Source organism: Pseudomonas sp. E45-MNA-CIBAN-0222 (assembly GCF_040310405.1).
Classification (GTDB): domain Bacteria; phylum Pseudomonadota; class Gammaproteobacteria; order Pseudomonadales; family Pseudomonadaceae; genus Stutzerimonas; species Stutzerimonas stutzeri_AC.
The window spans coordinates 16,581-35,754 of sequence record NZ_JBEOPU010000010.1; the positions used below are offsets into that span (position 1 = coordinate 16,581).

General features: G+C 59.6%; 16 protein-coding genes and 1 pseudogene. 7 read left to right on the plus strand and 10 right to left on the minus strand.

Annotated features, from left to right (window positions below; all coding sequences use genetic code 11):
- The first annotated feature begins 130 nt into the window (after positions 1-130).
- From AAEZ08_RS15475 to AAEZ08_RS15490, 4 genes are read left to right on the plus strand one after another with little or no spacing between them, the layout of a single operon-like run.
- The gene (locus AAEZ08_RS15475; protein WP_003280491.1) at positions 131-994 is read left to right on the plus strand and encodes an MBL fold metallo-hydrolase; all 864 of its coding nucleotides are present in this window, start codon (positions 131-133) and stop codon (positions 992-994) included.
- 21 nt (positions 995-1,015) lie between these two features.
- Complete coding sequence (locus AAEZ08_RS15480; protein WP_500124672.1) at positions 1,016-2,761, plus strand: bifunctional protein tyrosine phosphatase family protein/NAD(P)/FAD-dependent oxidoreductase; 1,746 nt, start codon at positions 1,016-1,018, stop codon at positions 2,759-2,761.
- Positions 2,761-4,539 (plus strand): SulP family inorganic anion transporter, encoded by a 1,779-nt coding sequence (locus AAEZ08_RS15485; protein ID WP_003280488.1) that lies wholly within the window; start codon positions 2,761-2,763, stop codon positions 4,537-4,539. The genes AAEZ08_RS15480 and AAEZ08_RS15485 overlap by 1 nt, the downstream gene beginning before the upstream one ends.
- Positions 4,536-4,916, plus strand: a complete 381-nt coding sequence (locus tag AAEZ08_RS15490) for a rhodanese-like domain-containing protein (protein ID WP_003280486.1) — start codon at positions 4,536-4,538, stop codon at positions 4,914-4,916. Before AAEZ08_RS15485 ends, AAEZ08_RS15490 begins: the two co-directional genes overlap by 4 nt.
- A 77-nt stretch (positions 4,917-4,993) precedes the next feature.
- Here AAEZ08_RS15490 and AAEZ08_RS15495 read toward each other — a convergent pair whose 3' ends face one another.
- Genes AAEZ08_RS15495 through AAEZ08_RS15510 form a run of 4 tightly spaced genes read right to left on the minus strand, consistent with a single transcriptional unit; the run spans position 4,994 to position 6,378 of the window.
- On the minus strand, positions 4,994-5,194 hold the full coding sequence (locus AAEZ08_RS15495; protein WP_003280485.1) for a YgaP family membrane protein: 201 nt from the start codon (positions 5,192-5,194) through the stop codon (positions 4,994-4,996).
- Between the two features lie 13 nt (positions 5,195-5,207).
- Positions 5,208-5,627, minus strand: a complete 420-nt coding sequence (locus AAEZ08_RS15500; protein ID WP_181067678.1) for a DUF6691 family protein — start codon at positions 5,625-5,627, stop codon at positions 5,208-5,210.
- 2 nt (positions 5,628-5,629) lie between these two features.
- A complete protein-coding gene (locus AAEZ08_RS15505; protein ID WP_058064707.1) occupies positions 5,630-6,064 on the minus strand; it encodes a YeeE/YedE family protein in 435 nt (144 codons plus the stop codon).
- Positions 6,061-6,378: an ArsR/SmtB family transcription factor gene (locus AAEZ08_RS15510; RefSeq protein ID WP_003280480.1), complete on the minus strand. Its 318-nt coding sequence runs from the start codon at positions 6,376-6,378 to the stop codon at positions 6,061-6,063. Before AAEZ08_RS15510 ends, AAEZ08_RS15505 begins: the two co-directional genes overlap by 4 nt.
- Positions 6,379-6,563: 185 nt before the next feature.
- Here AAEZ08_RS15510 and AAEZ08_RS15515 point away from each other — a divergent pair, with 185 nt between their 5' ends.
- Together AAEZ08_RS15515 and AAEZ08_RS15520 are read left to right on the plus strand one after the other, a co-directional pair.
- On the plus strand, positions 6,564-6,854 hold the full coding sequence (locus AAEZ08_RS15515; protein ID WP_003280478.1) for a metal-sensing transcriptional repressor: 291 nt from the start codon (positions 6,564-6,566) through the stop codon (positions 6,852-6,854).
- Between the two features lie 778 nt (positions 6,855-7,632).
- A pseudogene (locus tag AAEZ08_RS15520) lies at positions 7,633-8,025 on the plus strand (conjugal transfer nickase/helicase domain-containing protein); the annotation flags it as partial.
- A 189-nt stretch (positions 8,026-8,214) separates the two neighbouring features.
- Here the strand turns inward: AAEZ08_RS15520 and AAEZ08_RS15525 are convergent.
- From AAEZ08_RS15525 to AAEZ08_RS15535, 3 genes are read right to left on the minus strand one after another with little or no spacing between them, the layout of a single operon-like run.
- Positions 8,215-11,325: an efflux RND transporter permease subunit gene (locus tag AAEZ08_RS15525; protein WP_003280474.1), complete on the minus strand. Its 3,111-nt coding sequence runs from the start codon at positions 11,323-11,325 to the stop codon at positions 8,215-8,217.
- A 2-nt stretch (positions 11,326-11,327) separates the two neighbouring features.
- Positions 11,328-12,992 (minus strand): efflux RND transporter periplasmic adaptor subunit, encoded by a 1,665-nt coding sequence (locus AAEZ08_RS15530; RefSeq protein WP_312245862.1) that lies wholly within the window; start codon positions 12,990-12,992, stop codon positions 11,328-11,330.
- Positions 12,989-14,275, minus strand: coding sequence for a TolC family protein (locus AAEZ08_RS15535; protein WP_003280471.1), 1,287 nt, complete (start codon positions 14,273-14,275; stop codon positions 12,989-12,991). Before AAEZ08_RS15535 ends, AAEZ08_RS15530 begins: the two co-directional genes overlap by 4 nt.
- A gap of 499 nt (positions 14,276-14,774) precedes the next feature.
- Here AAEZ08_RS15535 and AAEZ08_RS15540 point away from each other — a divergent pair, with 499 nt between their 5' ends.
- Positions 14,775-15,104, plus strand: coding sequence for a DUF2790 domain-containing protein (locus tag AAEZ08_RS15540; RefSeq protein ID WP_003280469.1), 330 nt, complete (start codon positions 14,775-14,777; stop codon positions 15,102-15,104).
- 736 nt (positions 15,105-15,840) lie between these two features.
- Here the strand turns inward: AAEZ08_RS15540 and AAEZ08_RS15545 are convergent.
- The 3 genes from AAEZ08_RS15545 to AAEZ08_RS15555 are packed head-to-tail and all read right to left on the minus strand — an operon-like array spanning position 15,841 to position 19,024.
- Positions 15,841-16,896 carry a copper resistance protein B gene (locus AAEZ08_RS15545; protein ID WP_500124673.1) on the minus strand — a complete coding sequence of 352 codons (1,056 nt, stop codon included), beginning with the start codon at positions 16,894-16,896 and terminating at the stop codon, positions 15,841-15,843.
- Entirely contained in the window at positions 16,886-17,194 is a 309-nt protein-coding gene (locus AAEZ08_RS15550; RefSeq protein ID WP_003287672.1) for a hypothetical protein, read from the minus strand. Before AAEZ08_RS15550 ends, AAEZ08_RS15545 begins: the two co-directional genes overlap by 11 nt.
- A gap of 12 nt (positions 17,195-17,206) precedes the next feature.
- Positions 17,207-19,024: a copper resistance system multicopper oxidase gene (locus tag AAEZ08_RS15555; RefSeq protein ID WP_003280464.1), complete on the minus strand. Its 1,818-nt coding sequence runs from the start codon at positions 19,022-19,024 to the stop codon at positions 17,207-17,209.
- Positions 19,025-19,174 lie beyond the last annotated feature (150 nt).

The following is a 19,174-nucleotide window of genomic DNA, read 5'->3' on the forward strand; positions in this document are numbered from 1 at the left end:
CATGCCCACACGCGAAACGACCTCGACCATTAATAACTATTAATTCTAAGCATATAACCAACTTCAGAGCTAAGATCAAGCATCACACGAATACCCCCGCCGGTATATGAATATAGAAGAGGCGCACCCCATGAATGCCCACATTGAAGCTTTCTTCGATCCCGCTACCTTCACTTACAGCTACGTGGTCAGCGACCCCGTTACGCGTCAATGCGCGCTGATCGATTCGGTGCTGGACTACGACGCGGCGTCGGGCCGCACCTCCCATGCCAGCGCGGAGCGTTTGATCGCTTACGTACGTGAGCATGAGCTGAAGGTGCAATGGTTGCTTGAGACCCATGTGCATGCTGACCACCTGAGCGCCGCGCCTTATCTGAAGCAACAACTTGGCGGTCAGCTGGCAATCGGTGATCGGATCACCGTTGTGCAGGACACATTCGGCAAGTTGTTCAATGCCGGTACCGATTTTGCTACCGATGGCCGCCAGTTCGACCATCTGTTTCACGACGGCGACACCTTCCAGGTGGGCGACGTCCAGGCGCGCGCAATCCACACGCCCGGCCACACGCCCGCCTGCATGACATACGTCATCGGCGACGCGGCGTTCGTAGGCGATACGCTGTTCATGCCCGATTACGGCACTGCCCGCTGCGATTTCCCCGGCGGAGACGCGCGCATGCTGTATCAGTCGATCCAGAAACTGTTCGCCCTGCCGGGCGATACGCGGGTATTCATGTGCCACGACTACAAGGCGCCGGGCCGAGAAGAGTTCCTCTATGAGACGACTATCGCCGCCGAACGCGAAAGCAACGTGCACGTACACAGTGGCATCACTGAGGACCAGTTCGTCGCCATGCGCACCGAGCGGGACGCAACCTTGGGCATGCCTACGCTGATCCTGCCTTCGGTGCAGATCAACATGCGCGGCGGCGAGCTGCCCAGCCCCGAAAGCAACGGCACGCGCTATCTGAAGATCCCTCTGGACGTGCTGTAAGCCGAGCGTGGAGGCCGTCACATGCAAACTCTAAAACGCCTGACACCCTTCATCTCCGTCGCCGCCCAACTGCAACCGTCGGACATGGCACTGCTGGCCAGCAGCGGCTTTCGCTGTGTCATCAACAATCGTCCGGACAACGAGGGTGAAGCTCAGCCTTCGAGCGAGGCGATGCGCATCGCCGCCGAGGCTTCGGGGCTCGAATACCACTTCCTGCCGGTGGTATCCGGCCAGATCAGTGACGCCGATATCGCGGGCTTTCGCGCGCTGCTGGAGCGGATCAAGGGGCCGGCACTGGCGTTCTGCAGGACCGGCACCCGATCGGCCTCGCTCTGGGCGCTGGCCGAGGCACACCATCTGGATCCGCAGGTACTGCTGAAAACAGCGCAGCAGGCGGACTACGATCTGAGCGCCCTTTTGCCGCGGCTGCAGCAGCACTGGCAGTCCGAGGGCAATCAGCTGCTCCTCTCTGCGACACGATTCGCCGCTACACCGCGCTACGACGTGCTGGTGGTTGGCGGCGGTGCGGCCGGCTGCGCCGTGACTGCCAGCCTGCTCAAACGCAACCCTGATTTGCGCGTCGCCATAATCGAGCCGCGGGACCAGCACTACTATCAGCCCGGCTGGACGCTGGTAGGCGCCGGCGTATTCGACCGCGCCGACACCGAGCGAGCGATGAGCCGCTGTATCCCGCCCAAGGCCCAGTGGATACGCGCCGCCGCCGAAGCATTCGAGCCGGAGCATCAGCAAGTGGTGCTCGAAGACGGCAGCCGCATAGGCTATCGAGCGCTGGTGGTATGCCCTGGATTGAGCCTCGATTGGGATGCTATCGAAGGCGCCCGCGACAGCCTTGGCAAGTTTGGCGTGACCTCTAACTACGCCTTCGAGCTGGCGCCCTATACCTGGCAATTGGTGCAGAGCCTGCGCGGTGGCAAGGCGCTGTTCACTCAGCCGCCGATGCCGATCAAGTGTGCCGGCGCACCGCAGAAGGCCATGTATCTGTCCTGCGATCACTGGCGCCAGCAAGGCGTGCTGCAGGACATCGAGGTCGACTTCTGTTCGGCCGGCGCGGTGCTGTTCGGCGTCGCCGACTTCGTGCCCGCGCTAATGCAGTACGTCGAACGCTACGGTGCCCGGCTGAACTTCAACCACAACCTGGTGGCAATCGACGGGCCGGCACAAAAGGCCCGGTTTAAAGCCACCGACGGCACCGGACAGAGCACTACGGTGGAGCGTGACTTCGATCTGCTGCATCTGGTGCCGCCGCAGCATGCGCCGGACTTCATCCGCCAGAGCGCTCTGGCTAACGCCGACGGCTGGTTCGAAGCAGAGCACGAAACCATGCGTCACCCGCGCTTCGGCAACATATTCAGTCTTGGCGACGTCTGCTCCGCCCCCAACGCCAAGACCGCCGCAGCTGTGCGCAAGCAGGCACCAGTGGTAGCGGAAAACATCCTGAGCGTGCTCGACGGCAAGGGGCCTCGAGCGATCTATGACGGCTACGGCTCCTGCCCGCTGACGGTCGAGCGTGGCAAGGTGATCCTTGCCGAGTTCGGCTACGGAGGCAAACTGCTGCCGACCTTCCCGCTCGATCCACGTGTGCCAAGACGCCTGGCCTGGCGGCTGAAGACCCAATGGATGCCGTCGATCTACTACGACATGATGCTCAAAGGGCATGAGTGGCTGGCCGAGCCGAAACACCTGGATTTCGAGCCACGTCCGGCTGAGGCGTCCAGCGCCTGCGACTTCACCCAGGAGAAAAAGTGATGCAGCAGCGGCTGGCCCGTTACCTGCCATGCCTGGGCTGGGCGAAAGACTACAACCGGGCAGCGGCAGCCAAGGACAGCCTCGCGGCGCTGATCGTGACCCTGATGCTGATACCGCAGAGCTTGGCTTACGCAATGCTCGCAGGTTTGCCGCCGGTAACCGGCCTTTACGCCAGCATCTTGCCGCTGATTGCCTATACCCTCTTTGGCACCAGCCGCACCCTGGCGGTTGGCCCGGTTGCAGTGGTATCGCTGATGACCGCCGCAGCCCTAGGGCCGCTGTTCGCTGCTGGAAGCGCGGAGTACGCAGGCGCGGCAATGCTGCTGGCGTTGCTCTCTGGTGCGATCATGCTGGTCATGGCCGCGTTGCGGCTGGGCTTCATTGCAAATTTTCTCAGCCATCCGGTGATTTCCGGATTCATCAGCGCCTCAGGCATTCTCATTGCCCTTGGCCAGCTCAAGCACATCCTCGGCATCTCGATCGTCGGTGAAAACGCGTTAGAGCTGGCCCAAGGCTTGGTCGCTGGCTTGCCGCAAACGCACCTGCCGACGCTAGGCGTCGGCGTCACCAGCCTGATATTTCTTTATCTGATACGCAGCCAGCTCGGCGACCGGCTGCAACGGCTCGGCATGAATCCTCGGACTGCCGGAACGCTGTCGAAAATTGGGCCAGTCGCAGCCCTGCTCCTTGCGATAGCGGCCGTCAGTACCTTTCAGCTCGCCGACGCTGGAGTGCGGGTGGTCGGCGAGGTGCCCAGCGGACTGCCTTCGATGAACCTGCCGTCGCCGAACCTTGCCCTGGCCATGCAGCTGCTGCCGGCTGCAGTGCTGATCAGCCTGGTCGGCTTCGTCGAATCAGTCTCCGTGGCGCAGACCCTTGCAGCCAAAAGACGAGAACGCATCGAGCCCAACCAGGAACTGGTGGCCCTCGGCGGCGCCAATGTTGCCGCTGCCCTAAGCGGCGGCTTTCCAGTTACTGGTGGCTTTGCCCGCTCGGTGGTCAACTTCGACGCAGGCGCTCAAACACCGTTGGCCGGCGCCCTGACCGCAGCGGGCATCGCTCTGACTGTCGCGTTTTTCACGCCGCTATTTCACAACCTGCCACATGCCGTGCTGGCCGCGACGATCATTGTTGCGGTGCTCAGCCTGGTGGACCTCGCCGCGCTTCAGCGTACCTGGCGATACTCTCCCCAGGACGCCTCAGCGATGGCCGCGACAATGCTCGGCGTGCTGCTGATTGGCGTGGAGAGCGGCATCATCCTCGGGGTCGGTCTGTCATTGTTGCTCTTCCTCTGGCGCACCAGCCAACCGCATATCGCCGTGGTCGGGCAACTGCCTGGCAGTGAGCATTTCCGAAATATCGAACGCTTCGCCGTAGTGCAGAGCGACAAGGTCTTGTCGGTGCGCGTCGACGAGAGCCTGTACTTCCCCAATGCGCGCTTTCTGGAAGACCGCATCGCCGAGCTCATTGGCCGCCATCCACAGGCCGAGCATCTGGTACTCATGTGTCCCGGCGTAAACCTGATCGACGCCAGCGCCCTGGAAAGCCTCGAAGCCATAGCAGCACGCCTTCGTACCGCCGGCATTCAGCTGCATTTCTCCGAAGTGAAAGGCCCGGTGATGGATCGGCTACGGCGCACTGATTTTCTCGAACATTTCGGCGGCCAGGTGTTCATCAGCCAGTACGAAGCCCTGCTCAACCTGGACCCTCATACCACCCGTCACGCAGTGGAACGACAGCGCGACCACTTTTCCAGCATCAAGGAGAACGCAGAATGAAAACCGCACATGATCTCGTCGAGCAGGCTCGGGCCGGCATCCAGGAGATACCGCTGGCTGAGGCCGAGGCAGCGATCCAGGCGGCCGATGTGGTAATCGATGTACGTGAAGCAGACGAATTCCGGGAGGGCCATGTCAGCGGTGCGCTGAACATTCCGCGCGGCTTGCTGGAATTCAAGCTCAGCGGAACGCCTGAGCTGGGCGCACGCGATCTGAACATCGTGCTCTACTGCAAAACCAGCGGCCGTGCGGCGCTGGCAGCCGCTTCGCTGCAGCAAATGGGCTATTTGAACGTGAAATCTATCGCCGGCGGTTTCGACGCATGGACCGCAGCCGGAAAAGCGGCGGTCAAGCCGAGCCTGCCGAGCTTCGAATAACGACACAAAGGTAAATCTGCACCAGCGAAAAGGCCGACATCACCGTCGGCCTTTCGTGGTCTGCAGCACAGCAGCCGTTATGCCTTGGTGTTGCAGGCTTTGCAGGTCTTGATGCCAAGCAGCGTATAGGCCGGGCAGAAGCGAAAGATACCGGTGGCCAGCGGTAATAGGCCGATCCAGCCCCACACGCCGATTACTCCGGCCAGGCTCAGGCCGATCAGCGCAATGCCGATTACGATACGTAGTGTCCGATCGATGGTTCCAACGTTGGCTTTCATAATGACCTCCCGGTCAGCAAGTGCGCCGGCGTTCCAGCGCAGAGAACAACAGCATCCCGCCTAGCATGGCGAGAACGAAAAGCACGACCTGCCAATGCCCGCTCAGCAGTACGGCAATAGCTGGCCCCGGGCAGATGCCAGCGATACCCCAGCCCACTCCAAACAGCAGACTGCCGCCGATCAGCTGTCCATCGAGTTCGCGCTTGTTGGGTAACTGCATGGGAGCACCAAGCAGCGAGCACTTACGCGCCTTGGCCCACGTAAACGGCAGGAGTGCCGTACCGATAGCGCCGGCCATAACCAGCGCAAGCGATGGGTCCCAGGCGCCAGTGATATCTAGAAAGCCGATAACCTTCGCCGGATTGGCCATTCCCGAAAGTAACAACCCCACCCCGAACAACAGCCCGGCAGCAAACGAAGCCAGCTTGCGCATGCTCATCCTCCAAGCTGATGACGCAGAACAAAGACGGTGGCAAAGCCAGCGGCCATGAAAGCCAATGTGGCGACGATGGAGCGCACAGACAGTCGCGAAATGCCGCACACCCCATGGCCACTGGTACATCCGGCGCCATAGCGGGTGCCCAGGCCGACCAGCAGACCAGCCACCACCAACCCGAGCCAGCCGGACTGAAACTCCAAGGCCGGCAACGTACCGAACAGCATCCACAACAGCGGCGCGACCAGCACACCCAGCAGAAACAACAGCTTTTCACCTCTGCCCTCCGCGCCGCGCTGCAGCGCGCTGGCTAGCAGCCCACTGATACCTGCGATACGCCCGTTGAGCAGAACAAACAGGCTCGCTGCCGCACCAATCAATACGCCACCAGCGAGTGCAGACCACGGCGTGAAGCTGATCCAGTCGATGGTCATTGCCGATCTCCCTCGCAGAACAACTGATAAAGCGTGGTGATCACGGCCAAAGCTTCCGGGCTGCTTATTCGATAGTGGATCTGTTTGCCCTCGCGGCGCGTAGCCACTAGGCCTTCTCGCCTGAGCACAGCCAGCTGCTGCGACAATGTCGGCTGCTGGATACCCAAAAGTTGTTCGAGCTCGGAGACATTGCGCTCACCCTGCGAGAGCTGACAGAGCAGCAACAGGCGATCAGGGTTGGCCAGAGCCTTTAGCAAGGCACCGGCGGAAGCCGCGTTGGCTCGCAGTTGCTCTATATCCAAATCGGGGCCCATGACGAAAACCAAAACGCTTAAGATGAAAACAATATATTTTTTTATATATTATTATGCAAGCCCTGAGCGAAAGAAGTTGGCCATGATCGCTTGCGCCGCTAGCATGCCCCTACCCGTATATGAGTCCCCGCTCCGGTACCCGGAACGTGGCAGACATACCATTCCACTGATTTCGAGGTAGCGGCATGAACGACCAGACTACTCTTGCCGAATCCGCAGACCTGCAGGCGCAACAGCAGGCCATGCTGAAACGGCTCGCGAGGGTCGAGGGACAAGTGCGGGGAATCCAGGCAATGATCAAACGTGGCGAGGATTGCGAATCCATCGCCCAGCAGTTTTCCGCTGCTCGCAGCGCGCTGGACAAGGCTTATCGGTTGATGCTGACCTGCCTGATCGAAGAGGCACTGCACGATCAAACCCAGGATACCGGCGAGACACTGGCGCGCGTACGCAGCATCTTTACCAAGTACACCTGAAGGTACGCTGGCCCTGAGCAGTCGTTCAGCGCCAACCGAGTCTAGGGGTCGCCAGGATAATCGGCGGCCTCGGCCAATGCTGCCACATCATCGGTCACTGATTAGCGCGGGACGCGCCTGCAGACACCGGCTGAAAAGGCCTGATTCAGAAACGAAAAAAGCGACCCTAAGGTCGCTTTTTCAATCTTCAAGTTCTTCCAAGAAGCACTCGAAGAGAATTTGGAGCGGGAAACGAGACTAGAGCCTAGCCCACAACCTTTTGATTTAAAAGGATTTTCCGCTACTGCTGCCTAGGCAACGGACACAATTATGGACTCGTTCGAAGAGGCAGGCAAGCCCCCCGCCAATTTTCTTTCCAGTTAGTCCTTTCGCCTGCTTACCCGTCCAGTCAGTTGCAGGGGCTGTAGGACGCTTTTCCCCTGAGCGGCACCTGCCAGTGAGCACCTCATAATCGCCGTCAATCGAGACGCAGCACTCAATCCTGCCAGATAGCACGATCATTCAGACCACAGAATCATTCATCGATAGCGGTGAAACCTCACCCGTGGCGACCGCCGCACGTGCGGCCTGTGCTGCACCCGCTGCCGATAGCGTCGACGCCCTGCTGGCATTGCTCGGCACCTCAGATACCGAACCGCACCCACAGAGGCCGGAGGTTGAACCACCCCCAGCAACGGGCATCAATGACCCGGCCGCACCTTCCCAGGCGAACGATTCAATGCTGCCCCCTGCCGCTGTACTTCCGCCCATCGAAAACGGTGGAAACTCACCGGAGTCACCTTCCGGCGAACATTTCCTGGCTTGGCTGCGGCAGCGTGTACAGAGCCGCAAACTCATCATCAATGACGCCAGGGCCCTGGTGCACACCGTGGCCGACACGGCATTTCTGGTTAGCCCCGGTGTGTTTCAGCGCTACGCACAAGAGCACCCGAACACGGCCACGCTCGCCAAGCAGGATCAGGTTGCAGATTGGCAGTGGGTGCAAAAGCGCTTCGAAAAGTTGCAACTGCACCGCAAGCAGGTCAATGGTCTGAACATCTGGACCTGCGAGGTGACAGGACCACGCAAGTCACGACGACTGCATGGTTACCTGCTGGCAGATCCGAGGCATCTGTTCGAGGAAGTGCCGCTCAACAACCCGTTCTTACAACTTGGCGTTGATCGCAGCTGACCCGACTTGAGCAAGAGAATGTCGCTAGTGTGGACTACGAAAGTGCCGAAGCCTCGCTCGTTGCAACATACAACCATCTCTGGTCTCAGCAGCTACTCGGGCTTTTGTTGTCTGCTTATTTGCTCCCGGAGGCCTGGGTGGCGCCTCCAAACCTCCGGGTAAGCTGCGAATGAACACGCTACCGAGCGATCACCGCAGACTGCGCTGCTTGACCAGCATGTAGATCGCCGGAATGACCACAAGCGTCAGTACGGTGGAAGAAATCATCCCACCCACCATCGGCGCGGCAATGCGTCGCATCACCTCCGAGCCGGTACCGGTGCCCCACATGATCGGCAGCAGGCCGGCCATGATGGCCACTACCGTCATCATCTTCGGCCGTACTCGCTCGACTGCACCAGTTATGACTGCCTGGTAGAGATCAGCCACCGTTAACTGCTCGCCGGCTGCTTCCCGTTCGGCTCGGCGCTCGGCGAGCGCATGGTCAAGGTAGATGAGCATGATCACACCGGTCTCGGCAGCCACGCCAGCCAGGGCGATGAAGCCCACCACCACGGCCACCGAGAAGTTGTAGCCCAGCGCCCACATGAGCCAGATACCACCCACCAGCGAGAACGGCACCGAGAGCATGACGATCAGCGTCTCGGTAAGCCGGCGGAAATTCAGGTACAGCAGCAGGAAGATCAACACCAGGGTCAGCGGCACGACGATTTTTAGCCTCTCCGCCGCCCGCTCCATGTATTCGAACTGGCCGCTCCAGGTCACGTAGTAACCGGGTGGAAAGGTCACCTGATCATTGACCGCCTGCTGTGCCTCTCGCACATAGCTGCCGATGTCGCGGCCGCGAATATCGACATAGATATATGCTGAGAGCAGCGCGTTTTCGGTACGAATGCTGGGCGCGCCCTTGGAAACGCTGATATCGGTGAGCTGCCCGAGCGGAATTTGTGCGCCGCCCGGCGTGGGCACCAGCACCTCGGTGGCAATACGCTGCGGGTCGGAGCGCAGCTCCCGTGGGTAGCGAACGCTGACGCCGAATCGCTCGCGCCCTTCCACGGTCGTGGTCACAAGCTCGCCGCCCAACGCAGTGGCTATGACCATCTGCACCTCCCCCACCGTCAGGCCGTAGCGGGCCAGGGCATCGTAGTCGGGGGCAATATCAAGATAGAAGCCACCCGTGATGCGCTCGGCAAACGCGCTGGTTGTCCCGGGCACCGCCTGCACAACCGTCTCGATCTGGGTGGCCAGCCGCTCGATCCCGGCGAGGTCCATGCCAAACACCTTGATGCCAATGGGCGTTCGTATGCCGGTAGATAGCATGTCCAGGCGCCCCTGAATGGGCATGGTCCAGCTGTTGGCCACACCCGGAAACCGGAGCGCTTCATCCATCTCGGCGATGAGCTTATCCATCGTCATTCCCGGCCGCCAGTGCTCTTCCGGCTTGAGGTTGACCACCGTCTCGAACATTTCGATCGGGGCCGGGTCGGTGGCCGTGGCCGCGCGGCCCGCCTTGCCGAATACCGAGGCTACCTCGGGAAAGCTCTTGATGATCCGGTCCTGCACCTGCATGAGTTCCGCAGCCTTGGTGATGGACATGCCCGGGAGCGAGGCCGGCATGTACAGCAGCGTGCCTTCGTTGAGGCGCGGCATGAATTCGCTGCCAAGCTGGCGCGCCGGCAGGATGCTCACGCCCAAAACCACGAGCGCCACCACGATGGTTGTCACCTTCCATCGCAGCACGATATGGATGATCGGGCGATAAATCCAGATCAGGAAACGGTTCACCGGGTTCTTGTGCTCGGGGATGATCCGCCCGCGCACGAACAACAGCATCAGCACCGGCACCAGCGTCACCGAGAGTAACGCCGCACCCGCCATGGCGAAGGTCTTGGTGAAGGCGAGCGGCGAGAACATCCGTCCTTCCTGGGACTCCAGCGTGAACACCGGTAGGAAGGAAACGGTAATGATCAGCAGCGAGAAGAACAGCGCCGGCCCCACCTCGCGGCAGGCTTCAATGATGACCTCTGCCCTCGGCTTGTCCGGCGACGCTCGCTCCAGGTGCTTGTGCGCGTTCTCAATCATCACGATGGCCGCGTCCACCATTGCGCCGATAGCGATGGCGATGCCGCCCAGGCTCATGATGTTGGAATTGAGCCCCAGCCAGCGCATGACGATGAAGGCGATCAGGATGCCCACCGGCAGCATGAGGATGGCCACCAGCGCACTGCGTACATGCAGAAGAAACACAATGCACACCAGCGCGACGATGATCGACTCTTCCAGCAGCGTGACCTTGAGATTGTCCACGGCGCGCTGGATAAGATCCGAACGGTCGTATACCGGCTCGATCTCGACACCTTCCGGCAGGCCGGGACGAATCTCCTCTATCTTGGCCTTCAGGTTGTCGATCACGTTCATGGCATTTTCGCCGTAGCGGGCGACGGCGATGCCGCCGACCACCTCGCCCTCCCCGTTGAGCTCGACCACGCCGCGACGCTCATCAGGGCCGAGCTCGACGCGCGCCACATCGCGCAGCAGAACCGGCACCCCGCCCGCGGCCTTGAGCACCAGTTTCTCGATGTCCGCTGCACCACGCAAATAGCCGCGACCGCGCACCATGTACTCGGTCTCGCTCATTTCCACGATGCGACCGCCCACGTCGGCATTGCTGGTCCGAATGACGTCGGAAATGCGGCTCAACGGGATGTCGTAGGCCTGCAGCTTCTGCGGATCGACGGTGACTTGGTACTGCTGGACGAATCCGCCGATGCTGGCGATTTCGGACACACCCTCGGCCTTGGTGAGTTGATAGCGCACAAACCAGTCCTGCAGCGTGCGCAGCTCCGCAAGGGTATGCCGCGCACTGGTCAGCGCGTATTGGTAGACCCAGCCAACGCCGGTGGCGTCCGGCCCCAGCGCCGGTGTCACTCCAGCTGGAAGGCTCTTGGAGGCGAAGTTCAAGTACTCAAGCACCCGCGAGCGTGCCCAGTAGATATCGGTGCCGTCCTCAAAAATCACATAAACGAAGGAGGCGCCAAAGAACGAGAAGCCCCGTACCACCTTGGAATTGGGTACCGAAAGCAGTGCCGTGGTGAGCGGGTAGGTAACCTGGTCCTCTACCACCTGCGGCGCTTGCCCCGGAAACTCGGTGTAGACGATCACCTGCACGTCGGACAGGTCCGGCAGCGCGTCCAACGGGGTTTTCACCACGGCGTAGACGCCGGCGCCGATAATGATCAGCGTGGCGAGCAACACCAGGAAGACGTTGCGAACCGACCATTCAATGATTCTGGAGAGCATATTCAATGCCCCCCATGGGAGTTGCTGTGGCTATCCGGCATGACGTGGCCGGAATGCGCGTCTGGCGTGGCGTGGTTTTCATGGTCATGCCCATCACTTGGCGACGCATCAGCCTCGCTGCTTCCGTGACTGCCGACATGAGCGTCAGTGCTGCTCTCAATTGGGACGGTGTGGCCGGCGTGACTGGCATGAGCGGCATGAGCGCTGTGTGCGTCGGCATCGGTTGGCGTGGCAGCATGGCCAGGTCCAGCATGCTCCCCATGATCATGGGCAGCGGCTGGCGCCGACTTCGTGCTCATGCCGCTCAACGCGGCCTTGAGGTTGCTCTCGGCATCGATCAGGAAGTTGGCACGTGTGACCACGGACTCTCCCTCGCCCAGCCCTTCAAGCACTTCAAGAAAGCCGTCTGCCAGTCTGCCGGTGAGCAGTTCGCGCGGCTCGAAGCGACCCTCACCCAGGGCGACCAGTGCGACCTGCCGAGTGCCGCTGTCGATCACCGCCGAGTCGGGAACCGCGAGCACGGGTGTGCGCTCCCCAGCAGCCAGCTGGGCAGTGCCAAACATGGCCGGCTTGAGCAGGCCGTCGGGATTGGACAGCTCGATACGAACCTTTACAGTGCGGGTCTGCGGCGAGAGATCGGGGTAGATGAAGGTCACCTCGCCAGTGAAATGGCGGCCTGGATAGGCGCTGACCGTGAGCTGTACCGCTTGCCCCGGTTTTACCAACGCCAGGTCCTGCTCGAATACTTCAGCGATAAGCCAGACGGTATCGAGGTCCGCAATTCGGTAGAGAGCGTCCCCGGCCTGGAAGCGCATGCCTTCCAACGCCGGTTTGTCCAGTACGACCCCATCCACCGGAGCGGTGATCGTCAAGGTACGGCTGGTTTTGCCGGTACGGCGCAAGCGCTCAAGCTGTGCTTCGCCAATATCCCAGTTGCGTAGCCGCTGCATGGCAGATTCTGAGAGTGAGGCGACCCCCTGCCTGGCATTCGCACTGCCAGCCGCTAGGCGCTGTCGTCCAGCATTGGCGATCAAGAACTCCTGCTGCGCCGAGACCAACTCGGGGCTATAGACGTCTATCAACGGCTGGCCCTTACGGACCGGCTCACCGGTGGTGTTCACATGGAGCTTCTCAATCCATCCGTCGAACTTCGGCGCCAGGGTGTACTGGCCACGCTCGTCCACCTGCACCGTACCGACGGCACGCACCGTGCGCGTGAGCACGCGGCGCTCGACCGGCGAGGTCAACACACCCAGTAGCTGGATCTTCTCGGGACTGATGGTTACGGTACTTCCGGATTCCTCACCCTCGTAGACGGCGATGTAGTCCATGCCCATGGAGTCCTTCTTCGGCACTGGCGAGGTGTCCGGCAGGCCCATGGGATTACGGTAGTAGAGAACCTTGCGCTCGCCCCGCGCGCCAGCGGGCGCCTCGTTGGCATACACCGGGATGTAGTCCATCCCCATCGGGTCCTTCTTCGGCACCGGCGAGGTATCGGCCAGGCCCATGGGATTGCGGTAGTAGAGAGCCTTGCGCTCCTGTGGCGCGCTGCTACCGACGGCCGCTGAAGGTGCGGGCTTTTGCGCCATCATGTAACCGCCGGCAAACCCGGCGATTGCGGTGGCGAGGGCAAATGCGCCGGCGCCCAGAATCATGCTGCGTTTCATAGCTCTGCTCCGACAAGACGCTCCAGTTCCACCACCCGTACGCGCTGCTCCAGTTCATACGAAAGGAGCGACAGCCGCAGTTGACGGATCTGTCGCTGGGCATCGAGCAAGGTGGCGAAATCGACGTTGCCGGTCTGATAGCTGGCGAGCGCCGATTGATAGGTGAGTTCCGCCTGCGGCAAGAGCGTTCTTTCGGTTAGCGCGTGCTGCCGAAAGGCTGTCTCCAACGCCGACCATGCTTCACCGACGCTACCGGCGAGGCGACTGTTGACCGCTTCGCGCCGCGCCTCTGCGGCATAGCGCATTGAGACGGCCTCGCGCTGCTCGGCGCTGCGGCGCCTGCCCCACAGTGGAACGTTCATCTCCAGCATCAATTCGAATTCTTCTGCGCGGTTGCCCATCTGCACAACGGCGGTGCCGACGGTGATATCCGGAATCCAGTTTCGATTCGCGAGCTCCTCGGCGCGCCGGGCTTCCTGAATCCGTGCATTGAGCTCGGCCACTTGAGGATTGCCGCCAAGGATTCTCGCCTGCAGCTCCGCCAGGGTAGGCACCGCGGCAGGCAGCGCGGACCAACCGGCAGGCGTCGCCAGCGGCGCGTTCGCCGGGCGGGCCAGAATACCGTTGAGCCGCGCCGCAGTACCGCGCCGGTCACGCTCCAGCGTTAGCAGCTCGCTCTGCAGGCTGCTGTGCTCGGTCTGCGCCTTGATCACGTCTTGTTGCGGTGCAAGCCCGACCCGGTAGCGCGCCTCGGCGATGCTCTCAAGCTCATCCACCAGGCTCCGCAACTCCTCGGTCACCTGGGTGGCGGCATGGGCGTACTGGTATTCGTTGAAGGCGAGTTTGACCAGGCTTCTGAGCTCGACCCGGCTCAGGCGCTCGCGCGCCACCGCCTGCTCTGCGCCCGCCTCGGCGATCTCGCGGGCAAGCCCTCGCTTGCCGCCCAGCGGAAAGGTCTGACGGAACGCGTAGCGTGTGCTGCCGACGCCGCTCGGCGAGAGGCTCGGGTCGTCACGGGCGATACCCATTTCTTCGAACGTGAGCATCGGATCAGGAAGCGAGCCGGCCACGTCGGGCCGCTCCCAGGCGGCCTGTCTCTCATACCCTGCAGCCCGCAGCTCAGGGCTCTGGCGTTCGAGCAGGTCGAGCAGCGGAGGCAAGGTGGCGCCAAATTCGGCTGACTCTGGTGCGGCTTGAACACTGCCGCTCAGAACAAGGCCCAGGGTGACAGCAGCCAGCAGCACTCGTTGGCTGCCAGGCAACGGTTGAACGATCCAGTTCATAGCTTCCCCTTTCTGCTATGCCGGCCCCTTTGATCGCAGCGCCGAAAGCCAAAACCTTTCCCAGCTTCGGCTAGGTCCACCAGGCTCTCTCTCATCGCGCAGAGCGAAAGGTGCACCAATGAGCCACTTCCTTTTCTCAAAATATTCATCAGATCTAGCTCCGTAGCACGCGGAGTCGGCACAAGGAAAAGCATGGGCTCGTTAGTGATCCGAGCCTCGAATTAAGAAGCGTTTTTTATTGCCTGGCTTTATTGCAGATCAGGCCTGTCATGCAGATGACCTGGACATTACATCGATGTCAGCTTTTTCAAAGCAATACTGATATGCCGAAAATCCAACACGGAGATCTGGCGCAACGAGACTTGCGTTCTTAAATATTAACTTTTTAAAAAACATTAGCCGGACAAACCAATCAATTACAACAATGTAATCCTGAAGTCATCCACCTGAAATCCCGCCAAGCTTATAGTGCCAGCGACATTTTAATCAGGAGTTGAACATGAACACTGGCAGAATCATGGCCGCATTATCATTGATGACGGTAACTTCGCTGACCATGGCTGGAGGTAGTTCGGATAGCACTTATGGAGAAATGATTCGCGCAAACGAAAAGGCGATGCAGGAATACGCCATCTCCACCGGAAAGAATCCACCAAAAGTAGTGCACTATCGTTATGGAATGGAGCTAGACATTGCCAAAGTCATCCAAACCACACGAACTGACATAACTTGCAATGAGGTGATACCAGCACAGATGACTTACGAGGACTCCAAGGGCAACTTAAATATTCTTGAATATCATGTAGCTGGAACTAACTGCCCGGGATAACACAAGGAGCGTTCAACTGTCGAGCGGCATGAAGGCCGCTCGCATATGATTACGCTATATACCAGAGAGATAACCCACCTATCGCTGAGCTTTCAGCCGACTTTATGTATCGCGTCCAACAATGCGGGTCAGGGGCATTGAAAGCTGTGATACCACTACCGGCTAGTGGTAACACGGCAGCTACCTGACCAGCGTCACGCTGTATACATGCCAATCACCTTGCAGACATGCAAAACTCCGCCTACATCCATATCTAGCGTGCCAGACAGCGGCGATCCCGATGAAGTCAGTGCGCTTGGTGAGCCAATGACCGATAACGGTAGAGCCTGATCTTGCTCAGCGCCCCATTTCGGCAGCTTGCAGGAAAGCAACCATGCCTCAATTTACTCGTCACTCATGCCCCAAACAGACATACCGGTGGCTTTGATATTGGTCAAGGCTGCTGGGTATAGCGTTTGGCTCAGTTCAATATCGACGAGTCTTGGTGCTAAGCGGCATCTAACGCATCTGAAGATGCGTTTACCAATGCGAACACGGATAAGCGATTTACTACTCAACTCCGACACGTGGATGTTCCATGGGGGGCATCAATGGAACGTTCGTGCGCCTTCGCGGGCGAAGCATGCACTACGGGGAATGGGCATCAAGAGCACCGACGTCGCCTCCGGCTAAAACTTCAGCGTTACCGACAGTGCCCTCTGCCTCCTAGCTTATAACTGTCTTCGTCCTCTCTGACTCAAAACCATACCCGGATGCCAGCGACAAAGCGCGCCTCTGAAACATCCCCGTCCTCCTCACGCACCAGGTCTGCAGTGTTGCCATAGGAGCGGCTCCAGGAAACACCGATATAGGGCGCAAACTGCCGGACGATCTCATAGCGCAGACGCAAACCAAGTTCGGTATTGGCCAGCCCCGACCCTACGCCTCGTTCTGGATCGTTCTTGCCATAGAAGTTCACCTCGGCTGTCGGCTGGAGAATCAGCCGGTTGGTAAGCAAAATGTCGTACTCACCCTCGAAGCGGGCTGCGGTCTGGCCATTCTCACCAATAAATGCGGTAGCCTCTGCTTCGAAGTCATAGAGCGCCAGCCCCTGAATGCCAAACGCCGCCCACGTTTGAGGTGACTCCGGCTTAAAATCCTGGCGGACGCCGGCAACCACATCCCACCAGGGTCCGATTGAGCGCCCATAAAGCAGCTGCAGTTCAGCATCCTCGGTAACGCCGTTGGTGCGCTCCCCCTCCGAGCGAAACCAGACCCGATTGATATCACCGCCCAGCCAGCCGGAGGCGTCCCAAGCCAAGGTGCTGCCTTCATCGGCATCCTGATATTCGAATCGATCAAGCAGAAAGAAGCTGTTGATGGCGCTGTCATGCACCTGATGGCCGGGCAGCGGCGGAAACGCCGCCTTCCGGTCGGCGTCCGTAAGAACCGGAATGGGCGTACGACTGGTCGCTCTCGCAACGTCAGCGGAGCCATGGTTCATCTTGGAATGATCCATGGCGCTATGATCCATCTCACCCATTTGCCCTTGCATGGCGCCGTGATCCATCTTGCTGTGATCAGCCGCAGGAGTCTGGTTCTGCGACGTTCGCACCCTGGTTGGCTGGCTATGATCCATGCCTCCCATTGCGCTCGGTGCAGAGCCATGATTCATCTGGCTATGGTCCATGGGCATAGAGCCATGGACCATCGCGGAATGGCCCATTTCAGCAGCTGCGGTGAAACCACCGCTGAGGGCGCTCAGCGATACAGCCAGCGCTATGAACGAAGGACGCGTGATCCTAGTGGTCATGGTTCGAACCTGCCTCGGCTTTGCCGCCATGCCCACCCATCATTTTTTTATGATCCATCCCATCATGATTCATGGAACCGTGATCCATAGCGCCATGGTCCATTTGCTTCATCTGGGATGTCTTTTCTTGCGACGCAGGAGCCGCTTTGCCACCAGCACCCTTGTGCGTTTCAGCCGAGTGCTGGGCATGCTCGTTGTGATCTTGATTTGCCATCGAGGTAGGGACGTACAAGGTGGCTATCAGGCTCAGCACGGCGACACCACCAAACAGCGCTTTTCGTTTCAGCAAATTGCTCATTGAATCTCTCCTCTACTCGTCCACACGAACTTCACGGAACATGCCCATTTCCATGTGAAGCAACAGGTGGCAGTGGTAAGCCCAACGCCCCAATGCATCGGCCGTCACGCGATAACTACGTTTCGAGCCCGGCGGGATGTCGATGGTGTGTTTGCGCACCAGAAAGTTGCCGTTCTCGTCTTCAAGATCACTCCACATGCCATGCAGGTGAATTGGGTGGGTCATCATCGTGTCGTTGACCAAAGTGATACGAACACGCTCGCCATACTTGAGTCGCAGCGGTTCAGCATCAGAGAACTTGATACCGTCGAACGACCAAGAAAACTTCTCCATGTGCCCGGTGAGGTGCAGTTCAATGGTGCGGCTCGGATCGCGGCCGTCCGGATCGAGGAAGGTGCTGCGAAGATCAGAGTAAGTGAGGACTTGACGCCCGTTGTCACGCAGGCCGATTCCCGGGTCGCTCAGATTTGGCGCCGGCGTCATGGTCTGCATGTCAACTAAAGGGTTATTGGTTTCGGAAGCCGGGTGCGACTGCATCGTGCCATGGTCCATCCCCGCCATTTGGCTGTGATCCATACCGGACATGCTGCCATGGCTCATGCCTGCCATTTGGCTGTGGTCCATGCCTGCCATCTTGCTGTGATCCATACCGGCCATAGAGGCCATCCCGCTCTGCATAGAGCCATGCTCCATGCCATCCATGCTGCCGTGATCCATGCCCATGTCGGCCATTGAGATAAGCGGACGAGGGTCGACCTCTGGGACAGGCGCGCTCAGCCCTTCGCGAACCGCCAAGGTGCCCCTGGAATAGCCGGTACGATCCATGGATTGCGCGAAGATGGTGTAAGCCTGCTCGTTTTCGGGTTCGACGATGACGTCGTAGGTTTCGGCCACGGCGATGCGGAACTCATCGACACTGACCGGTTTGACGTACTGTCCATCAGCCGCAACCACCGTCATCTTCAGACCAGGAATACGAACATCGAAGTAGGTCATGGCTGCAGCATTAATGAAACGCAGCCGAATTTTTTCGCCCGGCTTGAAGATGCCCGTCCAGTTGCCGTCCGGCGCCTGGCCGTTCATGAGGTAGGTGTATGTGTAGCCACTGACGTCGGCGAGATCCGTAGGGCTCATCTTCATCTCGGCCCACATCTTGCGGTCGGCAATAGCAGCGGACCATCCCATCTCGCTCACGTCATCAATGAAGTCACCGACGGTGCGTTTGTGATAGTTGTAATAGTCCGATTGCTTCTTCAACTTTGCCAGGACCCGATCCGGATTCTCGTCGGTCCAGTCGCTCAACAGCACCACGTAGTCACGATCGTAGCTGAAAGGTTCGGGATCTTTCGCATCGATCACCAAGGCACCATAGACTCCGGCCTGCTCTTGGAGGCCCGAATGGCTGTGGTACCAATAGGTACCATTCTGGTTGACATCAAATTTGTACTCGTACATGCCGTCCGGAGCGATGCCATGGAAGCTCAAGCCAGGCACACCGTCCATGTTGGCCGGCAGGATAATGCCGTGCCAGTGAATGGACGTATCCTCATGCAAACGATTGCGAACCCGAAGAGTGACCGTATCTCCTTCCCGCCAGCGCAGGATCGGCCCTGGAAGTGAACCATTGATAGTCATTGCGGTGCGGGCCGCGCCCGTTATGTTTACTGGAATCTCACCAATGAACAGATCAAAGTCGTTACCGGTCAGCACGTTAGCTTGTCCTGGGCTAGTGACCGCCCAAACCGGCACGCGCCACATGCCCAGGCCACCAAGTATTCCAGTTGCGGCTAACCCTTTGATGAAAGTTCGCCTTGTGGGTTTTCTATGCATATTTCTTCATCCAATTATTAGATGAGCTGGTAGTTCATAATCCAGCCTCGGGCTTGTAGCGCCCTGATGGACATTTAAAGCACGCAGTAACTCAAACAACTTGCTGATCAGTCCTGATAAGCGAACTTACAAGATAGCAACCATGCTCCA